The sequence below is a fragment of the Streptomyces sp. S4.7 genome (assembly GCF_010384365.1).
Taxonomy (GTDB): Bacteria; Actinomycetota; Actinomycetes; order Streptomycetales; family Streptomycetaceae; genus Streptomyces.
This window is the reverse complement of the sequence record NZ_CP048397.1, coordinates 4131123-4154472: the sequence shown is the minus strand read 5'-3', so window position 1 is coordinate 4154472 and position 23350 is coordinate 4131123. Positions and strand designations below refer to the sequence as shown.

Below are 23350 nucleotides of genomic sequence, written 5' to 3'. Positions count from 1 at the left end.
CGGACGAGCACGGGTCAACGTCGCGACCGAAACTACACTACACCGTGCAGTGTAGGACGCTAGGATGAGTTCATGCCGACCACGAAGACGCTGCGCGAGGGGTCCGCACAGAAGCGGGCCGCCATCCTCACGGCGGCCCGCGAACTGTTCCTTGCCGATGGCTTCGACCGCTCCAGCGTGGACGCGGTCGCCGCTCGGGCCGGGGTGTCCAAGCGGACGGTCTACGACTACTTCGGCGACAAGCAGACGCTGCTGCAAGCGGTCGTCGACGCCGTCGGGGAGTCAATGATCAGCACGGTGCGGCGGACGCTGGAGGACACCCTCACGGATCTCACCGAGGCCGCCGGACTGGAGGACGCGCTGATCGCGTTCTCGATGCGCATCGCGACCGACATGCTCGGCTCGGCGGAGTACGCGACGCTGCAACGGCTGGTCCGCGCGGAGTCCGGCCATCTGCCGCACCGGGGCTACAACTCGATGGCCGACACCCCCGACGAGGCGCTGGCCGAGCGGTTCGCCGCCTTCGGCGGGGCGGGGCTGCTCGACGTACCCGACCCACGGCTCGCGGCCGACCAGTTCATCGCGCTGACGTTCGGCGTCGCGCTGGACAGGCTCGGCTCCGCGAACGCCACGGAGGACACCCGTGTCCGGCCCCTGGTGGTCGAGGGAGTGCGAACCTTCCTCCGGGCGTACCGAGCGAGGTAGGGCCGGGGCGGCACGGCTCCGCCGGCTGCCCGTCGCCACCGCAACTGCCCGTCGACCGCCACCGCTCGTCGCGCCGAGCACAAAAAAAGGCCGCCCGCGTCCCGGCGGGCGGCCCTGTCTCGTACGGTTACTTGTTGCCGTTCAGGCCCAGGCAGATCACCAGCACGCAGAGTTCCGACGAGTCGTCCTGCGGCGGCTCCGCGGTCGGGGGCGGCGGCGGGGGCGGCTGGGCCGGTGAAGTGGGCTGGTCGGGCTGGGGAGTCGGCTGCTCGGCCGCGGGCGGCGGCGGGTCGTCCGGGACCGCGGGCGCCGTGCTCGGGGACTGCGGCTCCGGGACCGCGGTGGGTCCGGCGTCGCCGGTGGCGGTCTGCGGCGAGGTCTTGCGCTTCGCCGGGGCGTCCACGGGGGTGGTCGAGGTCGCGCTGCCCGGCTCGTTGGCGGAACCGGACGGGCGGGTGCCGCTGTCGGAGGTGCCGATGTCACCGGTACGGGGCCGCTGCTTCTCCGTGGCGGAGTCGGCGCCACCCACCGACGGCAGCGTCGGGGCCGTCGACGGATCCGGTGTGGACGCGTGGGCCTGGGCGACGGAGGGGCGCGAGGACGGCATGAAGGCGAGGGTCAGCCCACCGCCGACGAGCGCGACGGTCGAGGCGACCACGGCCCGGCGCCGCTGCTTCTTCCAGTCCGCCAGTCGGCGCCGACGGGCGGCGCGGCCGGTCGCCGAGGGGGCGGAGGGGCCGGTCGCCGAGGGGGCGGAGGGGCCGACCGGTACGTCGGCCTCGGGCTCCGGGAACCCCGGGAACGCGTCGAACTCGCGCGTATGGGATATCTCCGCCATCACCGCGACGGTCGACGGAGTGTGGTGGACGTGTGAGCCGGCGGGAGCGACGTCGGGGGAATAGGCACCACAACCGGGGCATACGAAGACCCCGTTGAGAGTCCGGCGGCACGTAGAGCAGTAGTCCATCCGCGATCTTTCTGTGCTGACGGCGCCGTCGTTGGACCGACGACCTGTCGGATTTCGCACTCGGGATCGAGCGCGAACAACATAGCGACCTCTCCGGGAGGCGGTGCGGACCCCATGTGCCGCTCTTGCGAAGATCGGGAACATTGGACAGGCCACGGACGGCACTTGGGACCGGCCACCGACGCGAGCGGGCCACCGCCCGACGCCCCGGCGACACGTCGCCGGACTGCTCGACACGGCTCCCCCTCAACAGCAAATGCCCGCCGGGGAGCGACTCGTGAACATCCGTCCCCGAATGGCGTCGCGACGTACGCCCCTGGCTGTTCGACGACGACCGGGACACGGCGGACGCCACGCTCGCACTGCCGCGCCTTGAGAATTCGCGCGGAGGAATGGGGGAGCGCGGCGCGCATCAGGGGACGTGCGCCGTCAGCACCGTCCCGTCCGGGAAGGCCAGGAACACCACCCCGCCCGAGACCAGCATCGCCTTGGGCGCCTCGTCCTCGGGCCAGCCCTCGAAGCTGCGCCGGCCCGCCGTCTCCTTGCCGTCGGCCAGCGAGAGACTGCGCATGTCGTCGGCGCCCGCGATCAGGACCCGGTCGTCCGCCACCACCGCGAGGCTGCTCTCCGCCCACTCCTGCGTCGTCCAGCGGCGGTCGCCCGTCTCCATGTCGACCGCGTCGAGTCCCTCGGGGTCGATCGCGTTCCCTCCCGCCGGGACGAGGACCGTGCCGTCGCGGCCGGGCCCGACGGGCAGGGCGGTCTGATACACGTCCGCCTTCTTGAGAGTGGCGCTGCGCAAAGACGAGGAGGACGAACCGGTGACCTGTCGCCGCGCCGGCTGACGGGCCCGCACAGGCCGGACGCGGTTCCGCCCCGGTGGCCGTGACGGCCACCGGGGCGGAGCTGTGTCGCTGCCGAGCCGCGCACCTCGCAGCCGCGGTCGAACCCGTCTCCTACAGGAAGGAGTTGATCTGGATCGTCTCCGTACGGCCCGGACCCACGCCGATCGCGGAGATCGGGGCACCGGACATCTCCTCCAGCGCCTTCACGTAGTCCTGCGCGTTCTTCGGCAGGTCGTCGAACGTCTTCGCCCTGCTGATGTCCTCGCTCCAGCCCGGCAGGTACTCGTAGACCGGCTTCGCGTGGTGGAAGTCGCTCTGGCTGTACGGGAGTTCCTCGACGCGCCTGCCGTCGATCTCGTACGCGACACAGACCGGGATCCGCTCCCAGCCCGTGAGCACGTCCAGCTTGGTGAGGAAGAAGTCCGTCAGGCCGTTGACCCGCGTCGCGTAGCGGGAGATCACCGCGTCGAACCAGCCGCAGCGGCGGTCGCGGCCCGTGGTGACGCCCCGCTCACCGCCGATGCGGCGCAGTGCCTCGCCGTCCTCGTCGAGCAGCTCCGTCGGGAAGGGGCCCGCGCCGACGCGTGTCGTGTACGCCTTGAGGATGCCGATGACCCGGCTGATCTTCGTGGGGCCGACACCGGCGCCCGTACAGGCGCCGCCCGCCGTCGGGTTCGACGAGGTCACGAAGGGGTACGTGCCGTGGTCGACGTCCAGGAGGGTGCCCTGGCCGCCCTCGAAGAGCACGACCTTTCCGGCGTCGATCGCGTCGTTGAGGACGAGCGTCGTGTCGCTGACGTACGGACGCAGCTTGTCCGCGTAGACCAGCAGCTCCTCCACGATCTTCCCGGCCTCTATGGCACGGCGGTTGTAGAGCTTGGCGAGGATCTGGTTCTTGAAGTCCAGCGCCGCGTCGACCTTCTGGATCAGGATCGACTCGTCGTAGAGGTCCTGGACGCGGATACCGACCCGGTTGATCTTGTCGGCGTACGTCGGGCCGATGCCACGGCCCGTCGTGCCGATCTTCCGGGAACCGAGGAACCGTTCCGTCACCTTGTCCATCGTGGTGTGGTACGAAGTGATCAGATGCGCGTTTCCGCTGATCAGAAGCTTCGACGTGTCAACGCCGCGGTCGTTGAGCCCACTCAGCTCGGAGAGCAGGACGGCCGGGTCGATGACAACGCCGTTGCCGATCACCGGCGTGCATTCGGGCGAGAGGATTCCGGAAGGGAGGAGATGCAGCGCGTATTTCTGGTCGCCGACGACGACCGTGTGGCCGGCGTTGTTGCCACCCTGGTAGCGCACCACATAGTCCACGGATCCACCGAGCAGGTCGGTGGCCTTTCCCTTGCCTTCGTCACCCCACTGAGCACCGAGCAGCACAAGTGCGGGCACAGGCGTACACCCCTTCCGGGCGGGGCATGTCCAAGGTCAGGGGACGTACATTCGCCGGACGCGGACGTGCGACATCTCGCACGAGAACCGTCCGTCGCTGTACGACGAAGCCTGAGCCGTCGAACCGGTTGCCCCGGAATAGACCAAGCCCCTGGCGCAATAGCGCAAGGGGCTCTTGCACAAAGATGCTACCCGAGGAAGGACCGAGGTGTCGGCTCCAGAGCCCGACGAGAACGGTGCGCAGCAGCTTCTGGTGGTCATCGACCCGGTCGCCCGCCGGACCGACGGCGAATCAGTCCGGATCGCGAAAGATGTGTTGAGCGCGGGCGCGACCGCGAAATTCTGTCTGCCCGACGGGCCGGCCGAATTCGCGCGGGTGCTGGCCCGCAGAGGCTCGCGGCGGCCGGTGGTGGTCGGTGACGACCACGCCCTGCTGCGGACGGTCGCCCTGCTGCACCGGGAGCGCGACCTGTCCGCGGGCGCGCTGTCGCTGGTGCCGGTCGGGGTCTCGGTCGACCTGGCGCACTCGCTCGGCGTGCCCACGGGCGCGGTCGCCGCGGCGCGTGCGGTGCTCGACGGGGTCGTACGGCGGCTGGACCTGCTCGTCGACGACAGCGACGGTGTGGTGCTGGGGGATCTGCGGATCCCGGCGCCACCGGGAGCGGACGGGCAGCCGGGGCGCGGTGGTGGTCCGGGCGGGCCGGGCGGCTCGTCCGTGTGGGACACCTGCCGGTCCCTGGTCCGGACGCTGGTCAAGCCGGTGCCGCAGGTGCTCGCCGTCCACACGCACCGCCTGCGGGTGGAGGCGGACGGTGTGGTGCTGAGCGATCTGGACGAGCCGGTCGAGACCGTGACGGTGCGCTCGCGCGGCGGCCGGGCGGAGGTCGTGATCCGTACGCGCTCCTCGGCCGAGCCGATCACGGCCAGCGCGCTGTCGGTGACGGTCTCGGGCGCGGACTTCCGCTACCGGGCGGACGCGGCGGTGACGGGGCCGGTGCGGACGCGGACCTGGACGCTGCGGGCGGGGGCGTGGGGGCTGACGCTGCCGGCGGGGCTGGGCCCGTCCGGAAACTGAACAGCCCCCGCCGGGTCCGTCATCGGCCGAGTTGCTCCGCCCGGTGCTCCGTCCAGCGGTCCATCAGCGATCCGAGCTCCGACTCCAGGAAGATGAAGAACTCCATCGTCTCGTTGATCCGCTGCCCCTGCGGGGTGTCGATCCCGAAGTGGTCGACGCCCTCCCGCAGGGTGGACTGCCAGCGCCTGAGCATGGAGTCGCGGTTGGTCAGCGTCTGGTACCACTGGTTGCCCTGGACCCGGTAACGCTCGCGCCGTGAGCCCGGTTCGCGCTCCCTGGTGACCATGTTGACCTGGGCGAGATAGCGGATCGCGCCGGAGACGGCCGCCGGGCTGACCTTCAGCTGCTCGCCGAGTTCGGCGGAACTCAGGACGCCCCGCTCGGAGGAGAGAAGCGCGGCGAAGACCCTGGCCGGCATGCGGGTCATACCCGCCTCGACGAGCTGGGCCGCGAAGCGTTCGACGAACTGTGAGACGGCGGCCTCGTCCTCTTCCGCGGAGCCGTGGGCCTCCCGGGCACGGGTCGCTTCCCCGGCACCGTGGTCGTGGTCTCCGGCACGGCCTTCCTCCCGCCGCCGCTCACCCATGCACTGACCTCGGTTCCTGTCTCCGTGCCCACGGCGTCCTCGGTGCCGTGGGCGCCTGGATCAAGTCTATCGAGCCCATTTATACGGGTCCTTAACTTCACAAGCTTCTGAAGTCAGTGTAATTTCCAAAGCATGAAGAAGGCAATCACCGTGGCCGGACTGCACAAGTCGTTCGGCCGGACGCACGCACTGGACGGCCTCGACCTCGCCGTCGACTCCGGTGAGGTCCACGGCTTCCTCGGCCCCAACGGCGCCGGAAAGTCCACCACCATCCGCGTCCTGCTCGGGCTGCTGCGCGCCGACTCGGGCGCCACCCAGCTCCTCGGCAAGGACCCGTGGAAGGACGCCGTCGCCCTGCACCGCCGGCTCGCCTACGTGCCCGGAGATGTCGAGCTGTGGCCCAACCTCACCGGCGGGGAGGCCATCGACCTGCTCTCCAGGCTGCGCGGCGGTCTGGACCGGCAGCGCAGGGACGAGCTGATCGAACGGTTCGACCTGGACCCCACCAAGAAGGGCCGGGCCTACTCCAAGGGAAACCGGCAGAAGGTCGCCATCGTCGCCGCGCTCGCGTCCGACGCCGAACTGCTGCTCCTGGACGAGCCGACGGCCGGTCTCGACCCGCTCATGGAGGTCGTCTTCCAGGACGTCATCCTCCAGGCGAAGGCGGCCGGCAAGACGGTGCTCCTCTCCAGCCACATCCTGGCCCAGGTCGAGAAGCTCTGTGACCGCGTCAGCATCATCCGCAAGGGCCGCAACGTGCAGTCCGGCACACTCTCCGAGATGCGGCACCTGACCCGTACGACCGTCGAGGCCGAGACCGAGCGGGCGGTCACCGGACTCGACGCGATGGCCGGGGTCCACGCGGTGCGGGTGACAGAGCGCAGGGTGCACTTCGCCGTCGACGGCGCGCACCTGGACGCCGCGATCCACCGGCTCGGCGAGTTCGGCATCCGCAGCCTGACCAGCCACCCGCCGACCCTCGAAGAGCTGATGCTGCGGCACTACGGCGACGAGCTGGCGGCCGGCGCGGGCGGCAACGGGGCTGCCCGATGACCACCGTCACGGCACCCGCCGCCGGCCGCGCCTCCGCGCCCGCCGGGACCGGGGCCGGCGCCCTCGCCGGCACCGGGACCCTGATCCGCTTCGGTCTGCGCCGGGACCGCGTCCGTATCCCCGTCTGGGTGGTCGCCCTCACCCTCGGCACGATGTCCACGGTGACCGAGTTCAAGACGCTGTACTCCACCGCCGAGGAACGCGCCACGGCCGTCAGCTCCATGGACAGCCCCGCCGCGCTCGCCATGACCGGGCCGCGCCACTACCTCACCGACTACAACATCGGCTCGATGACGGGCCACCAGCTGATCGGCTTCATGGCCGTCCTGGTCGGTCTGATGAGCGTCCTGATCGTCACCAGGCACACCCGCGACGAGGAGGAGACCGGCCGCGCCGAGCTGGTGCGCTCCACCGTCGTCGGACATCACGCGCAGCTCGCGTCCGCGCTGGTCGTCGCCGCCGTCGCCAACCTCGCACTCGCCGCGCTGCTGACACTGAGCGTCCTGTCGGCGGGCATCGACGGGATCGCCACCGGCGAGGCGCTGCTGTACGGGCTCACGCTCGCCGCCATCGGTCTCGTCTTCGCGGGCGTCGCGGCGATCACCGTGCAGATCACCGCCCACACACGCGGCGCCTCCGGCATGGCGCTCGCCGTCATCGGCGTCGCCTACGTACTGCGCGCCTCGGGCGACGTGGGCAACGACGCGCTGTCCTGGCTGTCGCCGATCGGCTGGGGCCAGCGCACGTACGTCTTCGTCGACAACCGCTGGTGGCCGCTGCTGCTCTGTCTGGCACTCGCCGCGCTGACCGCCGCCACCGGCTTCGCACTGAGCACCCGGCGCGACGTCGGCGCCGGACTGCGCTCCGCCCGGCTCGGCAGGCGTACGGCCTCCGACGCGCTCACCCGGCCACTCGGCTTCGCGCTGCGGCTGCACCGGGGGACGCTGCTGGGCTTCGGCGCGGGACTGTTCCTGATGGGCGTGATGTACGGCTCCATCCTCGGCGAGGCCGCCGACATGGTGAAGGACATCGAGCAGATCCAGGAGGCGCTGGAGAAGATCGGCGGCGCGTCCCTCGCCGAGTCGTTCGCCTCGATGGTCATGGTCGTCATCGCCGTCGTGGCCGCCGTGTACGTGGTGATGGCCACGCTGCGTCCGCGCGCCGAGGAGAGTGCGGGCCGTGCCGAACCGCTGCTGGCCACCGGCCTCTCCCGTGACCGCTGGGTGGGCAGCCATGTGGCCGTCGCGCTCGCCGGCGGTACGGCGCTGCTGCTCGTGGCCGGGCTGGGCTTCGGCGTCTCGGGCGCCGCGTCGGTCGGGGACGGCGGCCTCGTCCTCGAACTCGTCGGCGCCGCCCTGGCGTACGCGCCCGCGCTGTGGGTCACCGTCGGCGTGGCCGTGACGCTCTTCGGCTGGTTCCCCCGGGCCGGAACGGCGGCCTGGATCGTGCCCGTCTACGCGTTCCTGGTCGGGTATCTCGGGTCGATCCTCCAGTTCCCCGGCTGGATGAACAACCTGTCCCCCTTCGGGCACGTACCCCAGCTGCCGGCCGCCGGGATGAGCTGGACGCCCGTGCTTGTCCTGACCGCCCTCGCGGCCGGGCTGATCGCGCTGGGCCTCGCGGGCTTCCGCCGCCGGGACCTGGAAACCAAGTGACGGCCGGGGCCTGACGGGCCGGAGTCCGACGGCCGGGGGTGTGACGCCCCACAGGGGGCGTCACACCTCCACCAGCAGCTCCCGCACCCCCCGGATCACATAGCCCGGCTTCCACTGCGGCTCGGCGACGAGCCGCAGTGACGGCGCCCGGCGCAGCAACTCACCGAACGACGCGCTCAGTTCGAGCCGCCCCAGCGCCGCGCCCAGGCAGTAGTGGATCCCCGCGCCGAACGTCAGATGGGGATTGTCGGCGCGGGTGAGATCGAGGGTGTCCGGGCGGTCGAAGCGCGACGGGTCGCGGTTGGCGGAGCCGAAGAGGAGCGCGAGCTCGGCGCCGCGCGGCACGAGGATGCCGTCGATCTCGATGTCGTCGAGCACCCACCGCTCGAACATCTGGAGCGGTGTGTCGTACCGCAGCAGCTCCTCCACAGCTGTGGCCAGCGGCGCCTCACCGGACCGCAGCGCCGCCAGCTGCTCGGGATGCCGGAAGAGGGTCCACCATCCGTTGACGGTGGTGTTGACCGTCGCCTCGTGGCCCGCGTTGAGCAGGAGCGCACAGGTCGAGATCATCTCCTGCTCACTCAGACGGTCACCCGCGTCCTGCGCCGCGATCAGCGCGGAGAGCAGATCGGCACCGGGCGCGGCCCGCCGGTCGGCGATCAAATCCCGCAGATAGCCGGTGAATTCGAGTGACGACCGGACCGCCCGCCGCGCCACCTCCTCCGTCGGGTTCAGCTCGTACATCGCGCACATGTCGGCCGACCAGGGCCGCAGCAGCGCCCGGTCCGCCACCGGGATACCGAGCATCTCGGCGATGACGGCCACCGGCAGCGGCTCCGCCACCTCGGCGAGCAGATCCCCTCCGCCCGCCTCGCACAGCCCGCCCACCAGCTCGGCGGCGAGCCGCCCGACGGTCGGGGCGAGCACCTCGATCCTGCGCGGTGTGAACGCCTTCGACACCAGGCGCCGGATCCTGGTGTGGTCCGGTGCCTCCAGGTCGAGCAGGCCGTTGCCGTTGAGAATGTGGAACGGTTCGTGCGCCTCCGGCGTGGGCGTACGGCCGAACTCCTCGTGCGTGAAGCGGTGCAGATACGTCCGCCCCAGCCGCCGGTCCCGCAGCAGGGCCGACACGTCGGCGTGGTGGGGGACCAGCCACTGCCGCGACGGCTCGAAGTAGTGGAGCCGCCCGCGGTCGCGCAGCTCCGAGTAGGCCGGGTACGGATCGGCGACGAAGCCGGGCGACCAGGGGTCGAAGGACACGGCGGGAGTGGACGGGCCGCGGGAGGAATCGGAGGAGACTGCCATACCCGCACGCTACTGACCCGCGCCCCCGACTCACGGAGCACGGCCCGACGGACCGAGGTCCTGTCCGTCCGCCACCTGACCAGTCCCGGAGAATCTCGGTGTCGAGTCCGCTGCCGGCGGGACCGGGAGGTACGGACAAGTGGTCACCCCGGAGTGACGAGCCTCGCCTCGTACGCGAACACCGCCGCCTGTGTGCGGTCCCGCAGCCCCAGCTTCACCAGGATGCGGCTCACATGCGTCTTGATCGTGGACTCGGCGACGACCAGATGCGCCGCGATCTCCGCGTTGGACAGTCCCTGCGCGATCAGGACCAGGACCTCGGTCTCCCGCTCCGTCAGCTCCCCCATCTGTGCCAGCGCCGGTGGGCGCGGGGACTCCGCCAGCTTGGAGAACTCCGTGATCAGCCGGCGTGTCACGGTGGGCGCGAGCAGCGCCTCGCCGGACGCCACCACCCTGACCCCGTCGGCCAGTTGGCGTGCCGACGCGTCCTTCAGCAGGAAGCCGGAGGCCCCCGCCCGCAGCGCCTGGTACACGTACTCGTCCAGGTCGAACGTCGTCAGCACGAGGACCTTCGCATCGGCGTCCGCCGCCACGATCTCCCGTGTCGCCTCGATGCCGTTCAGCTCCGGCATCCGGATGTCCATCAGGACCACGTCGGGGCCGAGGGCCGCGACCTGGGTGACGGCCTCGCGGCCGTTCACCGCCTCGCCGACGACCTCGATGTCCGGCATCGCGTTCAGCAGGACCGAGAAGCCCTCACGGACCATCACCTGGTCGTCGACGATCAGTACGCGGATCGTCATGACGCCTTCCCGTCGGTCCCCGGAGCCATGTCCTCGGGCTCGTCCTCGTCCTGAACGGCGACCGGTATGTACGCCGCGACCTCGTAGCCGCCGTCCGGCAGCAGCCTCGCCGTCATCTCACCGTTCAGCATGCTCACCCGCTCCCGCATCCCCGTGATGCCGTGCCCGGCACCCGGCGAGGGCTTCACCAGCCCCTGCGGCGGTGTGTTGACTATCCGCAGGCCGAGCCCGCCGAGCACGTAGGAGACCTCCACCTTCGCCGTCGCACCCGGCGCGTGCCGCAGGGCGTTGCTGAGTGCTTCCTGGATGATCCGGTACGCCGACAGCTCGACGCCCTGCGGCAGCTCCCGTACCGCTCCGGTGACCGTCTGCTCCACGGTCAGCCCTGCCTCACGGACGTTGGACAGCAGCCCTTCGAGATCCGCGAGAGTCGGCTGCGGGGCGTCGGGGGCGTCGTAGTCCTCGGCCCGTACGACTCCGAGGACACGGCGCAGCTCGGTCAGCGCGGCCACCGCGTTCTCCCTGATGGTGGCGAAGGCCTTCTCCAGCTCGGGCGGTGGATTCTCGACGCGGTAGGGCGCCGCCTCCGCCTGGATGGCGACGACCGACATGTGGTGCGCGACGACGTCGTGCAGCTCTCGGGCGATGGTGGTGCGCTCTTCGAGCAGCGTGCGCCGGCCGCGCTCCACCGCGTTGACGCTGCGCTGCACCGCGACCTCGTTCCTGGCGTCACGGCGGATGTGTATCGCGGCAACCGTCAACAGGATGAGCGCCGAGACGAAGAGCATGGGCGCGCTGGCCGAGCCGTATCCGAGGCCGCCGCCGAACAGGGTCCCGACGAACAGCGAGTACCCGAGGGTCAGCACCCACATCCAGCCCGCGGTGCGCGGCGTCGTCCGTATCGCGACGATCGTCATGACGGTCAGATACGAGGCGAAGGCGGAGGGTGTCCAAGGCCAGTCCGAGTAGTACGAACCGCTCATGCCGGTGACCGCGGTGACCGCGAGGGCCAGCCACCAGGCCGCGACGGGCCTGACGAGAACCAGCAGGACCGGCGCCACCGCGAGCAGGTCCGTACCCGATCCGTTGCCGATCCCGATGAGCAGCGCGAACAGGGCGCAGGCGACGATCGCGAAGTGCGGGAACCACCCCGCGTACTCCCGTATCGCCCCCGGCAGCCGACGCGTGATGACTCCGTCCGTCGCCATGCGCGGCAGCGGCCGGTAGGCGAAGGCGTCGTGGAAGAGGTCCTGGCGCAGGCCTCTGAGCAGGCCGTCGGCCAGGCGGAACTCGGGGCTCCGGGTTTTCCCGGTCGCGGCCTTCGCCGTCGTCGTCTGTGTATTGGTCACGTTTCCAAAGGTAAGGGGAGCAACGGGCACCGGTCGTCACCAGTGATATGGATCCTTCCCCGTCCCTCCCAGGTACTACGAGGACACCCGCGAGAGCTATGCGCGGGCGCCCGCCAACCCCCGGTGAGCGACTTCTACGACCGCGGACGGAACGCGTCCGCGTGCTCGGCCGCCCACTGCGCGAACGTGCGCGCGGGCCGCCCCGTGACCTGCGCCACCGTGTCGATCGGGGTCCGGCCCTCGGGGGGCGTGTTCCCGTACACCTCCAGCAGGAATCCGATCACCTCCGCGGGCTGCCCGGCCGCCCGCCACTGCTCGACGGCCTGGGCCTCGGACAGCTCGACCACCTCGATCTTCCGGCCACGCGCCCCGGCCAGGATGTCCGCCTTGTCCTGGATCGTCAGCGCCTCGGGCCCGGTGATCAGGTACGACTTGCCGCCGTGTCCGTCCTCGGAGAGCGCCACGGCGGCGACGGCGCCGATGTCGCCCTCGTGGACCATGGCGCTCAGCCGACCGACGAACGGCTCACGCACGGTGTCGTCGGCGCGGATCCCCTCCGCCCACTCCAGCGCGTTGGCCATGAACTCGACGGGCATGAGCACGGTCCAGGGGATCCCGCCCGCCTGGACGGCGTCCTGGAGGGGCGTGTCGCCGCCGCCGTTGAGCACGGTGATCCGCCGCACCCCGGCCTCGGCCGCCAGCCCGACGATCTCGGGACCCGTCTCCAGCGGCGCGAAGAGGCCGCCGTCGAAGGTGATCAGGTGCAGTCCGGTGACACCGTCGAGGGCGGGGACGAGCGAGGCCGGATCGGCGAGGTCACCGCGTACGACCTCGACGCCGTCGGGGAAGTCGGCCTTGGCCGGGTCACGGGTCAGGGCCCGTACGGAGTGGCCGCGGCCGAGCAGTTCGAGGACCGCCTGGCGGCCCACGGTGCCGGTCGCGCCTGTCACGAGGTTCACGTTCGCGTTCGCGTCGTTGGTCATGCTCCGAAGGTAGGAGGGCTTGCGGTCAGCTTCGGTCCGCAAGTTGGCGGGTCCGCAAGTTGGCGGCCTGCCGGCTTCCGCGCCGGACCGCCGGACCCCGCGCCGTCAGTACGCGAGCTGCGCCAGTTCCTCGGCCACGACCGCGCAGGCATCCGCCCCGGGGTCGACCGGCGCGTAGTGCCCGACGTCCTCCAGCAGCGTGATGCCCACCATCTCCCCGGCCCTGGCGGCGGCGTCGGCATACGCCTCGGCGACGGCCTGCGGCACGACGATGTCGTTCCGGCCCTGTACGACGGCGGTGGCGATCCCCGTGGGCAGCAGTGCCGACGGGTCCGCGCTGTCCCCGCGCGCCTTCAACTCGCTCTCCCCGCCGAGGAGTTGCACGACGGCCCCGCCACAGACGCCCAGCTCGACGGCGGTGGTGAAGTCCGCGATGGGCGCGATCGCGACGACACCGCGCAGCCGCGGCGGCGCGTCCAGCCGCCATGGCGACCCCACGGGCAGCACATGCCGCGCCGTGGCCCACAGCGCGAGATGGCCACCGGCGGAGTGCCCGGTGACCACGATCCTGCGCGGGTCGGCCTGCGGCAGGGCGTCGGCGACGAGCGCGGGCAGCGCGTCCATGACGGTGGCGATGTCGTCGAACGTCTCGGGCCACCGGCCGGCGACGGGCCCGGCCCCGGAGCCGCCGGCCTCGCCCTCGTTCCCCCGCCGGTACTCCACATTGGCCACGGCGAACCCGCGCCGGGCGAGGAAGCCGGCGAACGGCGTCAGATGCCGCCGGTCGTACGGCGCGCGCCAGGCCCCGCCGTGCAGCACGACCACCAGCGGCACACCTTCGAGTCCACCGCGCGGCGCGTAGAAGTCGACCACCTGATCCGGGTGCTCCCCGTAGGCCGCGGTGACGTCCGGCTCCACCCTCGGGCGCGCGAACAGCGCCTCGGACTCGGCGAGGTCACGGGCGACCGCAGCGACATCGGCGGAGTCATGGGCGGCGGAACCCGTCATGCTGCTCCAACCTTTCGATGAGAGACCCGAATTGGCTTGATCAGCGCGGACGCTATCAGCATCCACGCCCCGGGTTTACGGCCCGGCCTCACCCCAGGACCCGTCTCCGACGGGCACGACCGCGATACCGGGTCAGACAGCCCCACAGCCCGCCGGACCCGGCCCCGGCGGTTCGCTACGAACCCGGGTCCGCGCATTGCTGAGCGCGAGCGAAAGAGACAACATCACTCTCCGCGTCGTACCCGTCGAACGCGGCAGTTTCCCCGGTGCGGGACAGGCCCTGCTCTACTCGCAAGGGACCGTGCCGCGACTCGATGCCGTGCAGCTCGACCCGGCGCACGGACCGGAGTTCGTGCAGCCGAAGCGCAACTCGCCAAGTGCCGAGCCCACTTGCGGTGGATGGAGGAAGCGTGTCTCTCACCACACGCTTCCCGTGACTTCATCCACGGCATCATCCGCGAACTTCGAGCAGCCGGACCTTGTCCAGCATCATCTCTGAGTTGCGGCTTGTCGTTGGTAGTGGCTGGTACGTGATCGGGCCTGGTGGCGGCGTCTCCACTCGGACCAGTCGAGAGGGTGGGCCACGTTGGTCAGGGGCCGGACGACCAGCGCGTTGAACAGACGCTGGATCTCGTTGCAGGACAGGGGGATCAGGTCGTCCGGGCCGGGGTGCCGGGCGTGCTCGTCGGCGCGGACGACTGCGAGGAAGGCATGGGCGAGCATGGCGAGGGTTAGCGGCGGACTTGGTGCTCGTCCCCGGTGGCCCAGTTGGAGCGGTGCCCGGCGTCCAGGAACCGTTCGATCATCGTGGCGGCCGGCTCCGGTTTGGTGGCGAAGGGGGTCTCCTCGTCCAGCCCCGCCGCCCGGCAGCGGTCCCGGTCGGCCGTCCACGAGCGCGGGATGTGCGGTTCCCGGTCCACAGCGGCGTGCCCGCGTGTCCCGGCGTAGACGAGGTAGACCGCGACCTGGGAGTTCTCGATCCTCCCAGCGGTGCCGGTGTACTGGGCGCTGGACGCTGGACGCCCACGGTGTGGGTGCCCTTCTTCACATCGCCGGTCTCATCGACCACCAGGACCGCCTGGTCGTCGTGGAGGTGCCCGACCACGTAGTCCCGGATATCGTCACGGACGGCGTCGGCGTCCCACGCGGACCGGCACAGCAGGTGCTGCATCCCGTGCGGGGTGGCCTCTCCGGCCCACTCGGCGATCGTCCAGCAATTCTTGCGCGGCAGGTCCGACATCAACCCGAGCACCAACCGCGCAGCCCGACGCCGGGGTTCGACCCGGGCAAACCGGCTCGCCACGCGGCCCATCATGTCCTCGAAAGCATCCCGCCAGCGGGTCCCCTCGGGCGGGAATTCGCCGCGGGCGCTCCCGCCCGAGGAGGAAGGTTCACAGCCCGGAGCCGCCCGTCGCGTCGATCACCCGTCCGGTCACCCAGCGTGCGTCGTCGGATGCGAGGAAGGCCACGATGTCGGCGACGTCTTCGGGCTGCCCGACGCGGCCCAGCGCGGCCAGGGACGCGGCGTGAGCTTCGGCGTCCGGATTGCCGCGTAGCCAGCTTGCGTTGACGTCTGTGTCGATGATGCCGGGTGCCACTGAGTTCGCCGTGATACCTCGGGGCCCCAGTTCCTTGGCGAGGTTGAGGGTGAAGGTGTCGAGTGCGCCCTTGGTGGCGCCATAGGCCATGATCTCTGGTAGGGCGAGGCGGGCCGCGCCGCTGGAGATGTTGATGATCCGCCCTCCGTCGCGCAGCCGCTTCAGCCCTTGCTGCACGATGAAGAACGGTGCGCGGACGTTCACGGCGAAGACCTCGTCGAAGCCGTCCTCGGTCAGCGACGCCAGGTCGGCGCTGCGGCCGATGCCAGCGTTGTTGACGATGATGTCGACGGCACCCCCGGGCGTGCAGTCGTCGGCGTATGCGTCGAAGGCACACCACAGGGAGGCCGCGTCACCGTGTCGTCCCAACTCCGCATGTAGTGCGAACGCCCGGCCGTCGTCCTTGCGGATGCCGTCGACGACCTCGTTCGCTGCCGCCTCGTCGCGGGCGTAGGCGACGGCGACGGTGGCACCGTCGCGGCCGAGACGTCGCGCAATGGCCCGGCCTATGCCGCGGCTACCGCCGGTGACCAGCGCGATCTTGCCCTCAAGTGTGCGTGTACCCATCGCTGTTGACCACTCCTCGATTTGTTGAGTGATTACTCAATAAAGAACGTAGCATGCTTCTTGAGCGGACGTTCTAAAATGGGGGTGTGACTGACACACGCGCGAGGCGAGGACGGCCACGGGCCTTCGACCGCACCGCGGCACTGACCGCGGCCACCCGGCTGTTCTGGGAACGCGGCTACGAGGCCACCTCCATCGGCGAGCTGACCGAAGCGATGGGCATCAGGCCTGGCAGCTTGTATGCCGCCTTCGGAGACAAGAAGTCCCTGTTCAAGGAGGTAGTGCAGCACTACGGGCGTTCACCCGTCGGCGCGTTCGTTGGCGTCGCCCTGGAGCAAGAACCCACCGCCCACGCTGCGTTCACCCGCATCCTGCGGGAGGCAGCGGCCATCTACCCCGACCCCTCCCACCCGGCCGGCTGCCTGACCATCAGCGCAGCCACCAACGTCACCCCGCAAGACGTCGAGGTGGAGACGTTCCTCCGCGACCTTCGCAACGGGAACCTGGCCGTCTTCGAAGCCCGCCTACGGATGGCCCAACAGGCAGGCGAGCTATCCGATGCAGCCAACCCCCGTGCCCTGGCCGCGTACTTCGCCACGGTCATCCAGGGCATGTCTCAGCGCGCCCGCGACGGGGCGACGGCGGCCGAACTGACCGAAGTCGCCGAACTGGCACTGGCTGCCTGGCGCACCACACGACACTGATCCCCACACCCCAACTGGCCATCTCGCCTGCCCAGCCACACCGACCTGCCGTCGAGATCAGGATCTACAGCTGGAGTACTAAGCCGACCACCTCCTGTGAGGTGACGCAAAGGGCTCAGCTCCGGCCGGGGCCGGCGGCCTGCTCGGTGAGTTGCTCGTCCAGTTCGTCGACGAGCAGCCCGCGGTGCTCGACCTGGCCGGTCCGGTACGCGGACCGCGCCACCAGGTGGGCGGCCACCGGGCTGGTCAGCAGTTGGAAGAAGCCGATGAGCGCGAGCGTGGCGAGGTCCATGCCGCTGTGCAGCCGCAGCGCGACCCCGGCCAGCACCAGGAGCAGGCCGAGGCTCTGCGGCTTGGTCGCGGCATGGCTGCGGGACAGGACGTCCGGCAGCCGCATCATTCCGATCGCACCGAGTAGACAGATCAGCGCGCCGAGCAGGATCAGCAGCGCTCCGGCTGTGGCGGCGACCTGTAGCCAGACGTTCAATCCCGGCTCCGCTTCGCGTCGGTGGGTTTCGGACGGGCCAGGGGCCGGTCGCGTACCGCGATGAAGCGGGCGATGCCCACCGATCCGGTGAAGCCGAGAAAAGCCAGCACCAGCATGACCGGGAAGTAGAAGGGGTCCAGGGCGAAGGCCGACTTGACGCCGAGCCCGGCGATGATCAGGGCGGCGACGACATCCAGTCCCAGGGCCCGGTCCAGCATGGAGGGCCCGCGCCAGACCCGGACGAGCAGCAGCGTTCCGGCGGCGACCAGCGCGACGACGGCCGCGACCAGCAGGACACGGTCGACGGTCTCGGGCCCGCTCATACCGTGTCCCCCCGCTCGTCCGGCACACCCGACCGCGGTGCGGTCGGCGGCGGTGCGGACACCCGGTCGATCTCGTCCTGGGTGCCGAAGGCCCGTACCATCAGCTCCTCCAGCCGCCAGACGGACCGCCTGGCCGCATCGAGCGCGGCCGGACGGTCCGCGTCGATCACATGCACGAAGACCGTGGCGGTGGACCTGCGCACTTCGACGATGGTTCCGCCGGGCACGTTCGAGACGGCCACCGCGGTCGCGGTGAGCATCAAGTCGCTTCGGCAGCGCAGCGGTACGCCGATGACCGCGGGGCTGTGCCGGCGACCGCCGAAGATCTGCCGGGTGACCTGCACGCCCGAGGTGTACATGTCGTAGAGCAGATATCCGGCCAGCAGCAGGATGCCCCAGGGGTGCAGCCGCAGTCCGAGGTCGACTCTGGGCAGCGGGAACGCCAGACAGACGGCCACCGCGACAACGACTCCGGTGACGACGTTGGCCCAGGTGAGGGTGGACCAGAGCATCACCCAGATGAGGGTGAGCCAACCGATCAGCGGCAGATCGAGCACACGTCGGCGTCCACCGGCGAACTCACAGCTGAAGGGCGGCAGATCGGGGTTGTGGCGGGAGAAAATGATCAGATGTTTCACCGGTCGAGCACCTCGTCGATATAGGGCGACCGCTCGATGAGTTCGCCGGCCGACCGGTCGGTGAAGGCGGTCAGCGGGCCGGCCAGCACGGTGAAAGCGAGGCCGAGCGCGACGGCCCCCGTGGTGGCCGCGGTCATCGCGGCCGGTGGCCGCGTGGTGGTGGTGACGGCCCGTCCCCGCAGAGTGGCCACCGCGGTCAGCCCGGCCTGCCGGAGACCTGCCAGCACACCCTCGTCGCCGGTGCCGGGAATCCGGTCGGGCCCCGCGTCGGTGTCCCCCTCGTCGCTGTCGTCGGCGGAGTCCAGAACGGTGCCGTATGCGGCCTGACCCGGCGGCTCGGCCCGCCAGAAGGCCAGATTCCAGACCTTCGCCATGACGTACAGGGTGAGCAGGCTGGTCACCGCCGATCCGATGACGAGGGCCCAGGCCCAGACGCCGCCGTCGGCGACACCCGCCCGCATGAGTCCGAGCTTCCCGATGAAGCCGGATAGCGGTGGAATCCCGGCCAGGTTCATGGCGGGTACGAAGAAGAGGACGGCGAGCACCGGGGCGGCCCTGGCCAGACCCCCGATGCGGGTCAGTTCGTTGGTGCCTCCCCGGCGTTCGATGAGTCCGGCGACGAGAAAGAGCGTGGTCTGGACGGTGATGTGGTGGGCGACGTAGAAGATCGCGCCGCCGTACGCCTCACGGGTGGCGAGGGCGATACCGAAGACCATGTAGCCGATGTGGCTGATGAGGGTGAAAGAGAGCAGCCGCTTCAGGTCGGTCTGGGCGACCGCGCCGAGGACGCCGACGGTCATCGAGGCGAGCGCGACCGCCAGCAGCAGATCGCCGATCCGGTTGCCGGGGAAGAGCAGGGTCTCCGTACGCAGCATGCAGTAGACGCCGACCTTGGTCAGCAGCCCGGCGAAGACCGCGGTGACCGGGGCGGGAGCGGTCGGGTAGGAGTCGGGGAGCCAGGCGCCGAGCGGGAACACGGCGGCCTTGACGCCGAACACGGTCAGCAGCATCGCCTGGATCAGGGTCTGTACCCCGAGCGGGAGCTCGGGCAGCCGGATCGCGAGCTGGCCGAAGTTGACGGTGCCGGCCGCCGCGTACGCCATGGCGATGGCGGTCAGGAACAGCATCGACGAGGAGAGCGAGATGATCACGTACGTGGAGCCCGCCCGCATCCGGGGGACGGTGCCGCCGAGCGTGAGCAGGACGAAGCTGGCGACCAGCATGATCTCGAAGGCCACGTACAGGTTGACGAGGTCGCCCGCGAGGAAGGTGCAGGAGACTCCGGCAACCAGGATGAGATACGCGGGGTGGAAGACAGCGACCGGTGTCTCCCGGTCCCGCTCGGCCATGCCCTGGCCCATGGAGTAGATCAAGACGCTGAGGGTGACGGCCGAGGAGACGGTCAGCATCAGCCCGGACAGCCGGTCGGCGACCAGGGTGATGCCGAGCGGCGGGGCGTAGTCTCCGAGGTCGACGGAGAGCGGTCCCTGCCTGTCGGCCGCGATCATCAGGATCACCGAGAGGCCGAGTACGGCGGTGAGCACGGCGACGCTGATGAACCGTTGAAAGCGTGCGAGCCGGGTACCGAAGGCAAGGCTCAGCCCGGTGGCACAGAGCGGCAGCAGAACGGGCAGCGGAATTAGCGCATTCATCCGGCGGCTCCTCGGTCGGGGTCGGGGGGTCCGGCGTCGCGGTTGTCGGCGTTCAGGTAGTCCTGCGGGTCCGCGCCCAGCACGTCGTGCCACAGGTCGCCGGAGGCATCGCGCCCCCGTGCCTGCCGGGCGCGGTCGGCCCGCAGCCGACCGCGCAGCCGACCGCGTTCCTCGCGGAAGCGGCTGCTTTCCTCGTCGCCACCGCCGGACTCGGCCCGGTGCCGCTCGCGCAGTTTCGTCCACTCCCCCCGCACCTCGGCCCGCAGCACGATGCGCCGGTCCTCCAGGTCGTCGTGGACCTCGTCCGTGCCGGTCAGCTGGTGGCTGCGGTAGGCCATGGCCAGGAGGAACGCCGTGGTGGCGAGGGTGATGACGACGGCGGTGAGCACGATGGCCTGCGGCAGCGGGTCGGTGATCCGTCGCCATGCCACTCCGTAGAGCAGGGGTGCCTCGCCGGCCGAGCCGGTCGCGGACAGGACGAGCAGATTGACGCCGTTGCCGACGACGACCGCTCCGAGCAGGATGCGCGTGAGCGGCCGGGTGAGCATGAGGATGCCGCCGACCGCACAGAGCACCACGGCGGTGGCGAGGAGCGAGACGCTGACCGTCATCCGGCGGGGCCTCCCGCCGCCGGGCCTGCCGCGGGGTCCCCTCGCGGGACCCCTGTGTGCGCCGCCCGCTCCGTCTGCCGGTCGATTTTGGCGCCCAGGGCCCGCACGATGTCCAGGACCACGCCCAGGACCAGCAGATAGACACCGGCGTCGAAGAGGAACGTCGTACCCAGGTGGTAGTCGCCGAACACCGGCAGATGGCCGTGGTAGGTCCAGGCGTGCAGCACTGTGCCCTCCGTGAGTCCGAGCAGGCCGACCCCGGTGGACAGGAACAGGCCGAGGCCGGTGAAGAGCCCCGGCTGTAGCGGTGCCGCCTCGGCGAGTTCGAACCGGCCGCCCGCCAGGTAACGCGTGATGAGAGCGACTCCGGCAACGAGCCCCGCGACGAAACCGCCGCCCGGCATGTTCTCGGCGCAGAACAGCAGGTACAGCGAGAGCACCAGGATGGGGTGGAAGATCAGCCGGGCCACCACCTCGAAGACAATGGACCGGTGTTCGGGCGCGAGCGTCGAACCGGCGGCCAGCCAACTGCGCTCGGGCGCCGCGTCGTCGCCCCGCGCCAGCCCGGTCACCGGCCGGGACGCCGTCGGCCAGGCGGTCCTGCCGTCCAGCTCCTCCAGCACCGCGGGCGCGTCACCGCGCCGGTGCAGATAGAGGAGACTGGTCACACCGATCGCGGCGGCGGCGAGCACAGCGGATTCCCCCATCGTGTCCCAGGCCCGCAGGTCGACCAGGATGCCGGCCACGACGTCCTTGAGTCCGTGCTCGGCCACCTCCTCGACCATCGACGTGCCCGCCGGTTCGGCGATACGCGCCGCGGCGGCGACCCACACGACCACCCCGAGGGTCGCGGCGGCGGCCAGCGCCACCGGAACGCGCACGGCACGCCGCCAGGGGCTGACCGACTCCTGGAAGTGCACCGGCATCCGGCGCAGGACCAGCACGAACACGACCATCGACACGGTCTCGACGCAGAACTGGGTGAGCGCCAGGACGGGCGCGCCCTGAACGACGAAAAGCAGCGCCGTCCCGTACCCGGTGAGCCCGGCCAGCACCACGGCCTTCATCCGGCGGCTGACGGTCAGACAGAACAGGGCGGCGGCACAGGTCATCGCGGCCACCGCGCCCTGGAGCGGACCGTCCCACACACGGGGTGCCATCGCGCCCCGCCAGGGGTGGTCCGTGAAGAGCACGGCCAGCTGTCCCGCCAGCATCACCAGCAGGGTGGTGGCCAGGTAGACGGAGAGTGAGCCGCGCTGGACGAAGCCGGTGACCTGAAGGGCCAGGCGTTCGAGGCCGAGGAGGAGACGGCCGAAGACACGGTCGGCGGTCGGCCAGGCCGTCCGACGGGAGAGCCGGGTGACGCTCGAACGGCCCGCGAAGAGCACCGCGCCGACCGCCCAGGCGAGCGCCGAGAGGAGCATTGCGGTGCCGAGGCCGTGCCAGAGGGCAAGGTGGTAGGGGTGCGCGGGCGCGCGGAAGGCGTCGGCGTACGCGCCGAGCAGCCCGTCCGTCCATCCGATGGCGGGGCCCAGCACCAGCCCGGCGACGGCGAGCAGGGCTGGCGGCGCGAGGAAGGCGGGTCCGACCCGGCGTACGGGGGTGTCCCCGGCGCCGGGTTTACCGGCGAAGGCGCCCCAGACGAACCGCAGCGTGTAGGCGGTGGTCAGGGCCGAGCCGGCGACCGTGACGGCCAGCAGCCACCGGTCGACGGTATCCCCGTGCAGCAGCGCATCGAAGGCGGCCTCCTTCGCGGCAAAGCCGAGCATTGGCGGAAGAGCGGCCATGGAGGCCGCCGCGAGCACCGCGACCGCGCAGACGTGCGGCATCGCGCGGCCCACACCGGACAGCCTGCGCAGATCGCGGCTGCCCGCCGCGTGGTCCACGATGCCGATGACGAGGAACAGCGGAGCCTTGAACAGGGCGTGTCCCAGGATCATGGCGGCTCCGGCGAGCGCCGCGTCCCTGTTCCCGGCCCCGACGAGCACCGTGAGAAGGCCGAGCTGGCTGATCGTTCCGTAGGCGAGTACGAGCTTCAGATCGTTCAGGCGCAGCGCGCGCCAGCCGCCGAGCAGCATGGTCGCCCCTCCCAGTACGAGGACGACCGGCCGCCAGACGGGGAAGTCGGCGAAGGCGGGAGCGAGCCGTGCCACCAGATACACACCGGCCTTGACCATGGCCGCAGCGTGCAGGTAGGCGCTGACGGGGGTGGGCGCGGCCATGGCGTTCGGCAGCCAGAGGCTGAACGGCCAGATCGCGGACTTCGACAGCGCCCCGCACAGGACCAGAACGACCGCCACCGATACGGCGAGGGTCGGTGCGGGCGGATCAGCGACGATTGCGGAGATCCGATAGGTGGCGGCGGCCTGACCGAGGATCAGGAGGCCGACGAACATCGCGAGGCCGCCGAGCGTGGTGACGGTGAGGGCCTGTAGCGCGGAGCGCCGGTTCTGTTTGCGCTCGCTGTCATGCCCGATCAGCAGATAGGAGAAGACCGTGGTCAGTTCCCAGAACACATAGAGCGAGATCAGGTCGTCGGCGAGTACGAGGGCGAGCATGGAGCCCGCGAAAGCCAGCAGGTTTCCGGCGAAGGCGGCCAGTTGCGGAGTGCTGTCTGTGAAGTATGAGGCGCAGTACAGCAGCGTGAGCGTACCGACCCCGGCCGCGAGCAGCACCATCAGTTCGGCGAGCGCGTCCAGGCGCATGGCCACGGAGACGTCGTATACCGGGATCCACTGCCACGACCAGGTGACCGGCCGTCCGGCGGCCGCACCGTCCCACTGGGTGAGCGCCCATACGGTGGCGGCGGCCGGGGGCAACGCCAGGACGAGGAAGGCGCGTGTACCGAGCCGCCGCACCAGCGGACCGGCGCACGCGGCCAGCGCGAAGTGGCAGACGACGAGCGCGATCATGGTGAGGGATCCGGCACAAAGAGCACTCAATACAGGTATATCTCTTGGCCCGGTTCACCTGTCCGGCGCGCCGCACGGCACCCGGCTCACCGGTTACACCCCGGCGCGAGGTGGACGGCGCACACCCCT

General features: G+C 70.7%; 21 protein-coding genes and 1 pseudogene. 5 read left to right on the top strand and 17 right to left on the bottom strand.

Annotated elements, in window-relative coordinates; all coding sequences use genetic code 11:
• Positions 1 to 72: 72 nt before the first annotated feature.
• Entirely contained in the window at positions 73 to 705 is a 633-nt protein-coding gene (locus SSPS47_RS18520) for a TetR/AcrR family transcriptional regulator (RefSeq protein ID WP_164252048.1), read from the top strand.
• Positions 706 to 832: 127 nt separating this feature from the next.
• Here SSPS47_RS18520 and SSPS47_RS18515 read toward each other — a convergent pair whose 3' ends face one another.
• From SSPS47_RS18515 to SSPS47_RS18505, 3 genes are all read right to left on the bottom strand, one after another.
• The gene (locus tag SSPS47_RS18515) at positions 833 to 1543 is read right to left on the bottom strand and encodes a hypothetical protein (protein WP_164252047.1); all 711 of its coding nucleotides are present in this window, start codon (positions 1541 to 1543) and stop codon (positions 833 to 835) included.
• 541 nt (positions 1544 to 2084) lie between these two features.
• Entirely contained in the window at positions 2085 to 2444 is a 360-nt protein-coding gene (locus tag SSPS47_RS18510) for a hypothetical protein (RefSeq protein ID WP_164252046.1), read from the bottom strand.
• A 184-nt stretch (positions 2445 to 2628) separates the two neighbouring features.
• On the bottom strand, positions 2629 to 3912 hold the full coding sequence (locus SSPS47_RS18505) for an adenylosuccinate synthase (RefSeq protein WP_164252045.1): 1284 nt from the start codon (positions 3910 to 3912) through the stop codon (positions 2629 to 2631).
• A gap of 208 nt (positions 3913 to 4120) precedes the next feature.
• Here SSPS47_RS18505 and SSPS47_RS18500 point away from each other — a divergent pair, with 208 nt between their 5' ends.
• Entirely contained in the window at positions 4121 to 4987 is an 867-nt protein-coding gene (locus SSPS47_RS18500) for a diacylglycerol kinase (RefSeq protein WP_164252044.1), read from the top strand.
• A 19-nt stretch (positions 4988 to 5006) separates the two neighbouring features.
• On the opposite strand, the gene SSPS47_RS18495 is transcribed toward SSPS47_RS18500, so the two are convergent.
• Positions 5007 to 5573 (bottom strand): MarR family transcriptional regulator, encoded by a 567-nt coding sequence (locus SSPS47_RS18495; protein WP_164252043.1) that lies wholly within the window; start codon positions 5571 to 5573, stop codon positions 5007 to 5009.
• Positions 5574 to 5705: 132 nt separating this feature from the next.
• Between SSPS47_RS18495 and SSPS47_RS18490 the strand changes: the two genes are divergently transcribed.
• Both SSPS47_RS18490 and SSPS47_RS18485 read left to right on the top strand, forming a co-directional pair.
• The gene (locus tag SSPS47_RS18490) at positions 5706 to 6626 is read left to right on the top strand and encodes an ABC transporter ATP-binding protein (protein ID WP_164252042.1); all 921 of its coding nucleotides are present in this window, start codon (positions 5706 to 5708) and stop codon (positions 6624 to 6626) included.
• Entirely contained in the window at positions 6623 to 8281 is a 1659-nt protein-coding gene (locus SSPS47_RS18485; RefSeq protein ID WP_164252041.1) for an ABC transporter permease, read from the top strand. The genes SSPS47_RS18490 and SSPS47_RS18485 overlap by 4 nt, the downstream gene beginning before the upstream one ends.
• A gap of 60 nt (positions 8282 to 8341) precedes the next feature.
• Here SSPS47_RS18485 and SSPS47_RS18480 read toward each other — a convergent pair whose 3' ends face one another.
• From SSPS47_RS18480 to SSPS47_RS18450, 7 genes and pseudogenes are all read right to left on the bottom strand, one after another.
• Complete coding sequence (locus SSPS47_RS18480) at positions 8342 to 9586, bottom strand: cytochrome P450 (RefSeq protein ID WP_164252040.1); 1245 nt, start codon at positions 9584 to 9586, stop codon at positions 8342 to 8344.
• Positions 9587 to 9729: 143 nt separating this feature from the next.
• Positions 9730 to 10389, bottom strand: a complete 660-nt coding sequence (locus tag SSPS47_RS18475) for a response regulator transcription factor (protein ID WP_147873526.1) — start codon at positions 10387 to 10389, stop codon at positions 9730 to 9732.
• Positions 10386 to 11738, bottom strand: coding sequence for a histidine kinase (locus SSPS47_RS18470; RefSeq protein ID WP_239064969.1), 1353 nt, complete (start codon positions 11736 to 11738; stop codon positions 10386 to 10388). Before SSPS47_RS18470 ends, SSPS47_RS18475 begins: the two co-directional genes overlap by 4 nt.
• A 134-nt stretch (positions 11739 to 11872) precedes the next feature.
• Positions 11873 to 12721 (bottom strand): NmrA family NAD(P)-binding protein, encoded by an 849-nt coding sequence (locus tag SSPS47_RS18465; protein WP_164252039.1) that lies wholly within the window; start codon positions 12719 to 12721, stop codon positions 11873 to 11875.
• A 105-nt stretch (positions 12722 to 12826) separates the two neighbouring features.
• Positions 12827 to 13729 carry an alpha/beta hydrolase gene (locus SSPS47_RS18460; protein WP_164252038.1) on the bottom strand — a complete coding sequence of 301 codons (903 nt, stop codon included), beginning with the start codon at positions 13727 to 13729 and terminating at the stop codon, positions 12827 to 12829.
• 489 nt (positions 13730 to 14218) lie between these two features.
• Positions 14219 to 15041: pseudogene (locus SSPS47_RS18455) on the bottom strand (IS701 family transposase).
• Positions 15042 to 15120: 79 nt separating this feature from the next.
• Complete coding sequence (locus SSPS47_RS18450; RefSeq protein WP_164252037.1) at positions 15121 to 15894, bottom strand: SDR family oxidoreductase; 774 nt, start codon at positions 15892 to 15894, stop codon at positions 15121 to 15123.
• Positions 15895 to 15980: 86 nt separating this feature from the next.
• Here SSPS47_RS18450 and SSPS47_RS18445 point away from each other — a divergent pair, with 86 nt between their 5' ends.
• A complete protein-coding gene (locus SSPS47_RS18445) occupies positions 15981 to 16598 on the top strand; it encodes a TetR/AcrR family transcriptional regulator (RefSeq protein WP_164252036.1) in 618 nt (205 codons plus the stop codon).
• A gap of 115 nt (positions 16599 to 16713) precedes the next feature.
• Here SSPS47_RS18445 and mnhG read toward each other — a convergent pair whose 3' ends face one another.
• From mnhG to SSPS47_RS18415, 6 genes are read right to left on the bottom strand one after another with little or no spacing between them, the layout of a single operon-like run.
• Complete coding sequence (gene mnhG / locus SSPS47_RS18440) at positions 16714 to 17085, bottom strand: monovalent cation/H(+) antiporter subunit G (RefSeq protein ID WP_164252035.1); 372 nt, start codon at positions 17083 to 17085, stop codon at positions 16714 to 16716.
• A complete protein-coding gene (locus SSPS47_RS18435; protein WP_164252034.1) occupies positions 17082 to 17408 on the bottom strand; it encodes a monovalent cation/H+ antiporter complex subunit F in 327 nt (108 codons plus the stop codon). The genes mnhG and SSPS47_RS18435 overlap by 4 nt, the downstream gene beginning before the upstream one ends.
• Positions 17405 to 18046, bottom strand: coding sequence for a Na+/H+ antiporter subunit E (locus SSPS47_RS18430; RefSeq protein ID WP_164252033.1), 642 nt, complete (start codon positions 18044 to 18046; stop codon positions 17405 to 17407). Before SSPS47_RS18430 ends, SSPS47_RS18435 begins: the two co-directional genes overlap by 4 nt.
• Positions 18043 to 19698 carry a Na+/H+ antiporter subunit D gene (locus SSPS47_RS18425; protein WP_164252032.1) on the bottom strand — a complete coding sequence of 552 codons (1656 nt, stop codon included), beginning with the start codon at positions 19696 to 19698 and terminating at the stop codon, positions 18043 to 18045. Before SSPS47_RS18425 ends, SSPS47_RS18430 begins: the two co-directional genes overlap by 4 nt.
• Positions 19695 to 20309, bottom strand: coding sequence for a Na(+)/H(+) antiporter subunit C (locus tag SSPS47_RS18420; protein ID WP_164252031.1), 615 nt, complete (start codon positions 20307 to 20309; stop codon positions 19695 to 19697). Before SSPS47_RS18420 ends, SSPS47_RS18425 begins: the two co-directional genes overlap by 4 nt.
• Positions 20306 to 23221, bottom strand: coding sequence for a Na+/H+ antiporter subunit A (locus SSPS47_RS18415; protein WP_164252030.1), 2916 nt, complete (start codon positions 23219 to 23221; stop codon positions 20306 to 20308). Before SSPS47_RS18415 ends, SSPS47_RS18420 begins: the two co-directional genes overlap by 4 nt.
• Between the last annotated feature and the right edge of the window lie 129 nt (positions 23222 to 23350).

Bases quoted from the DNA above. Each gene is read 5' to 3' on its own strand.
- SSPS47_RS18495 (WP_164252043.1), bottom strand. From the start codon at position 5,573: ATGGGTGAGCGGCGGCGGGAGGAAGGCCGTGCCGGAGACCACGACCAC.
- SSPS47_RS18475 (WP_147873526.1), bottom strand. From the start codon at position 10,389: ATGACGATCCGCGTACTGATCGTCGACGACCAGGTGATGGTCCGTGAG.
- SSPS47_RS18450 (WP_164252037.1), bottom strand. From the start codon at position 15,894: ATGGGTACACGCACACTTGAGGGCAAGATCGCGCTGGTCACCGGCGGT.
- SSPS47_RS18425 (WP_164252032.1), bottom strand. From the start codon at position 19,698: ATGAATGCGCTAATTCCGCTGCCCGTTCTGCTGCCGCTCTGTGCCACC.
- SSPS47_RS18515 (WP_164252047.1), bottom strand. From the start codon at position 1,543: ATGGCGGAGATATCCCATACGCGCGAGTTCGACGCGTTCCCGGGGTTC.
- SSPS47_RS18420 (WP_164252031.1), bottom strand. From the start codon at position 20,309: ATGACGGTCAGCGTCTCGCTCCTCGCCACCGCCGTGGTGCTCTGTGCG.
- SSPS47_RS18460 (WP_164252038.1), bottom strand. From the start codon at position 13,729: ATGACGGGTTCCGCCGCCCATGACTCCGCCGATGTCGCTGCGGTCGCC.
- SSPS47_RS18485 (WP_164252041.1), top strand. From the start codon at position 6,623: ATGACCACCGTCACGGCACCCGCCGCCGGCCGCGCCTCCGCGCCCGCC.
- SSPS47_RS18435 (WP_164252034.1), bottom strand. From the start codon at position 17,408: ATGAGCGGGCCCGAGACCGTCGACCGTGTCCTGCTGGTCGCGGCCGTC.
- SSPS47_RS18520 (WP_164252048.1), top strand. From the start codon at position 73: ATGCCGACCACGAAGACGCTGCGCGAGGGGTCCGCACAGAAGCGGGCC.
- SSPS47_RS18415 (WP_164252030.1), bottom strand. From the start codon at position 23,221: ATGATCGCGCTCGTCGTCTGCCACTTCGCGCTGGCCGCGTGCGCCGGT.
- SSPS47_RS18490 (WP_164252042.1), top strand. From the start codon at position 5,706: ATGAAGAAGGCAATCACCGTGGCCGGACTGCACAAGTCGTTCGGCCGG.
- SSPS47_RS18480 (WP_164252040.1), bottom strand. From the start codon at position 9,586: ATGGCAGTCTCCTCCGATTCCTCCCGCGGCCCGTCCACTCCCGCCGTG.
- SSPS47_RS18465 (WP_164252039.1), bottom strand. From the start codon at position 12,721: ATGACCAACGACGCGAACGCGAACGTGAACCTCGTGACAGGCGCGACC.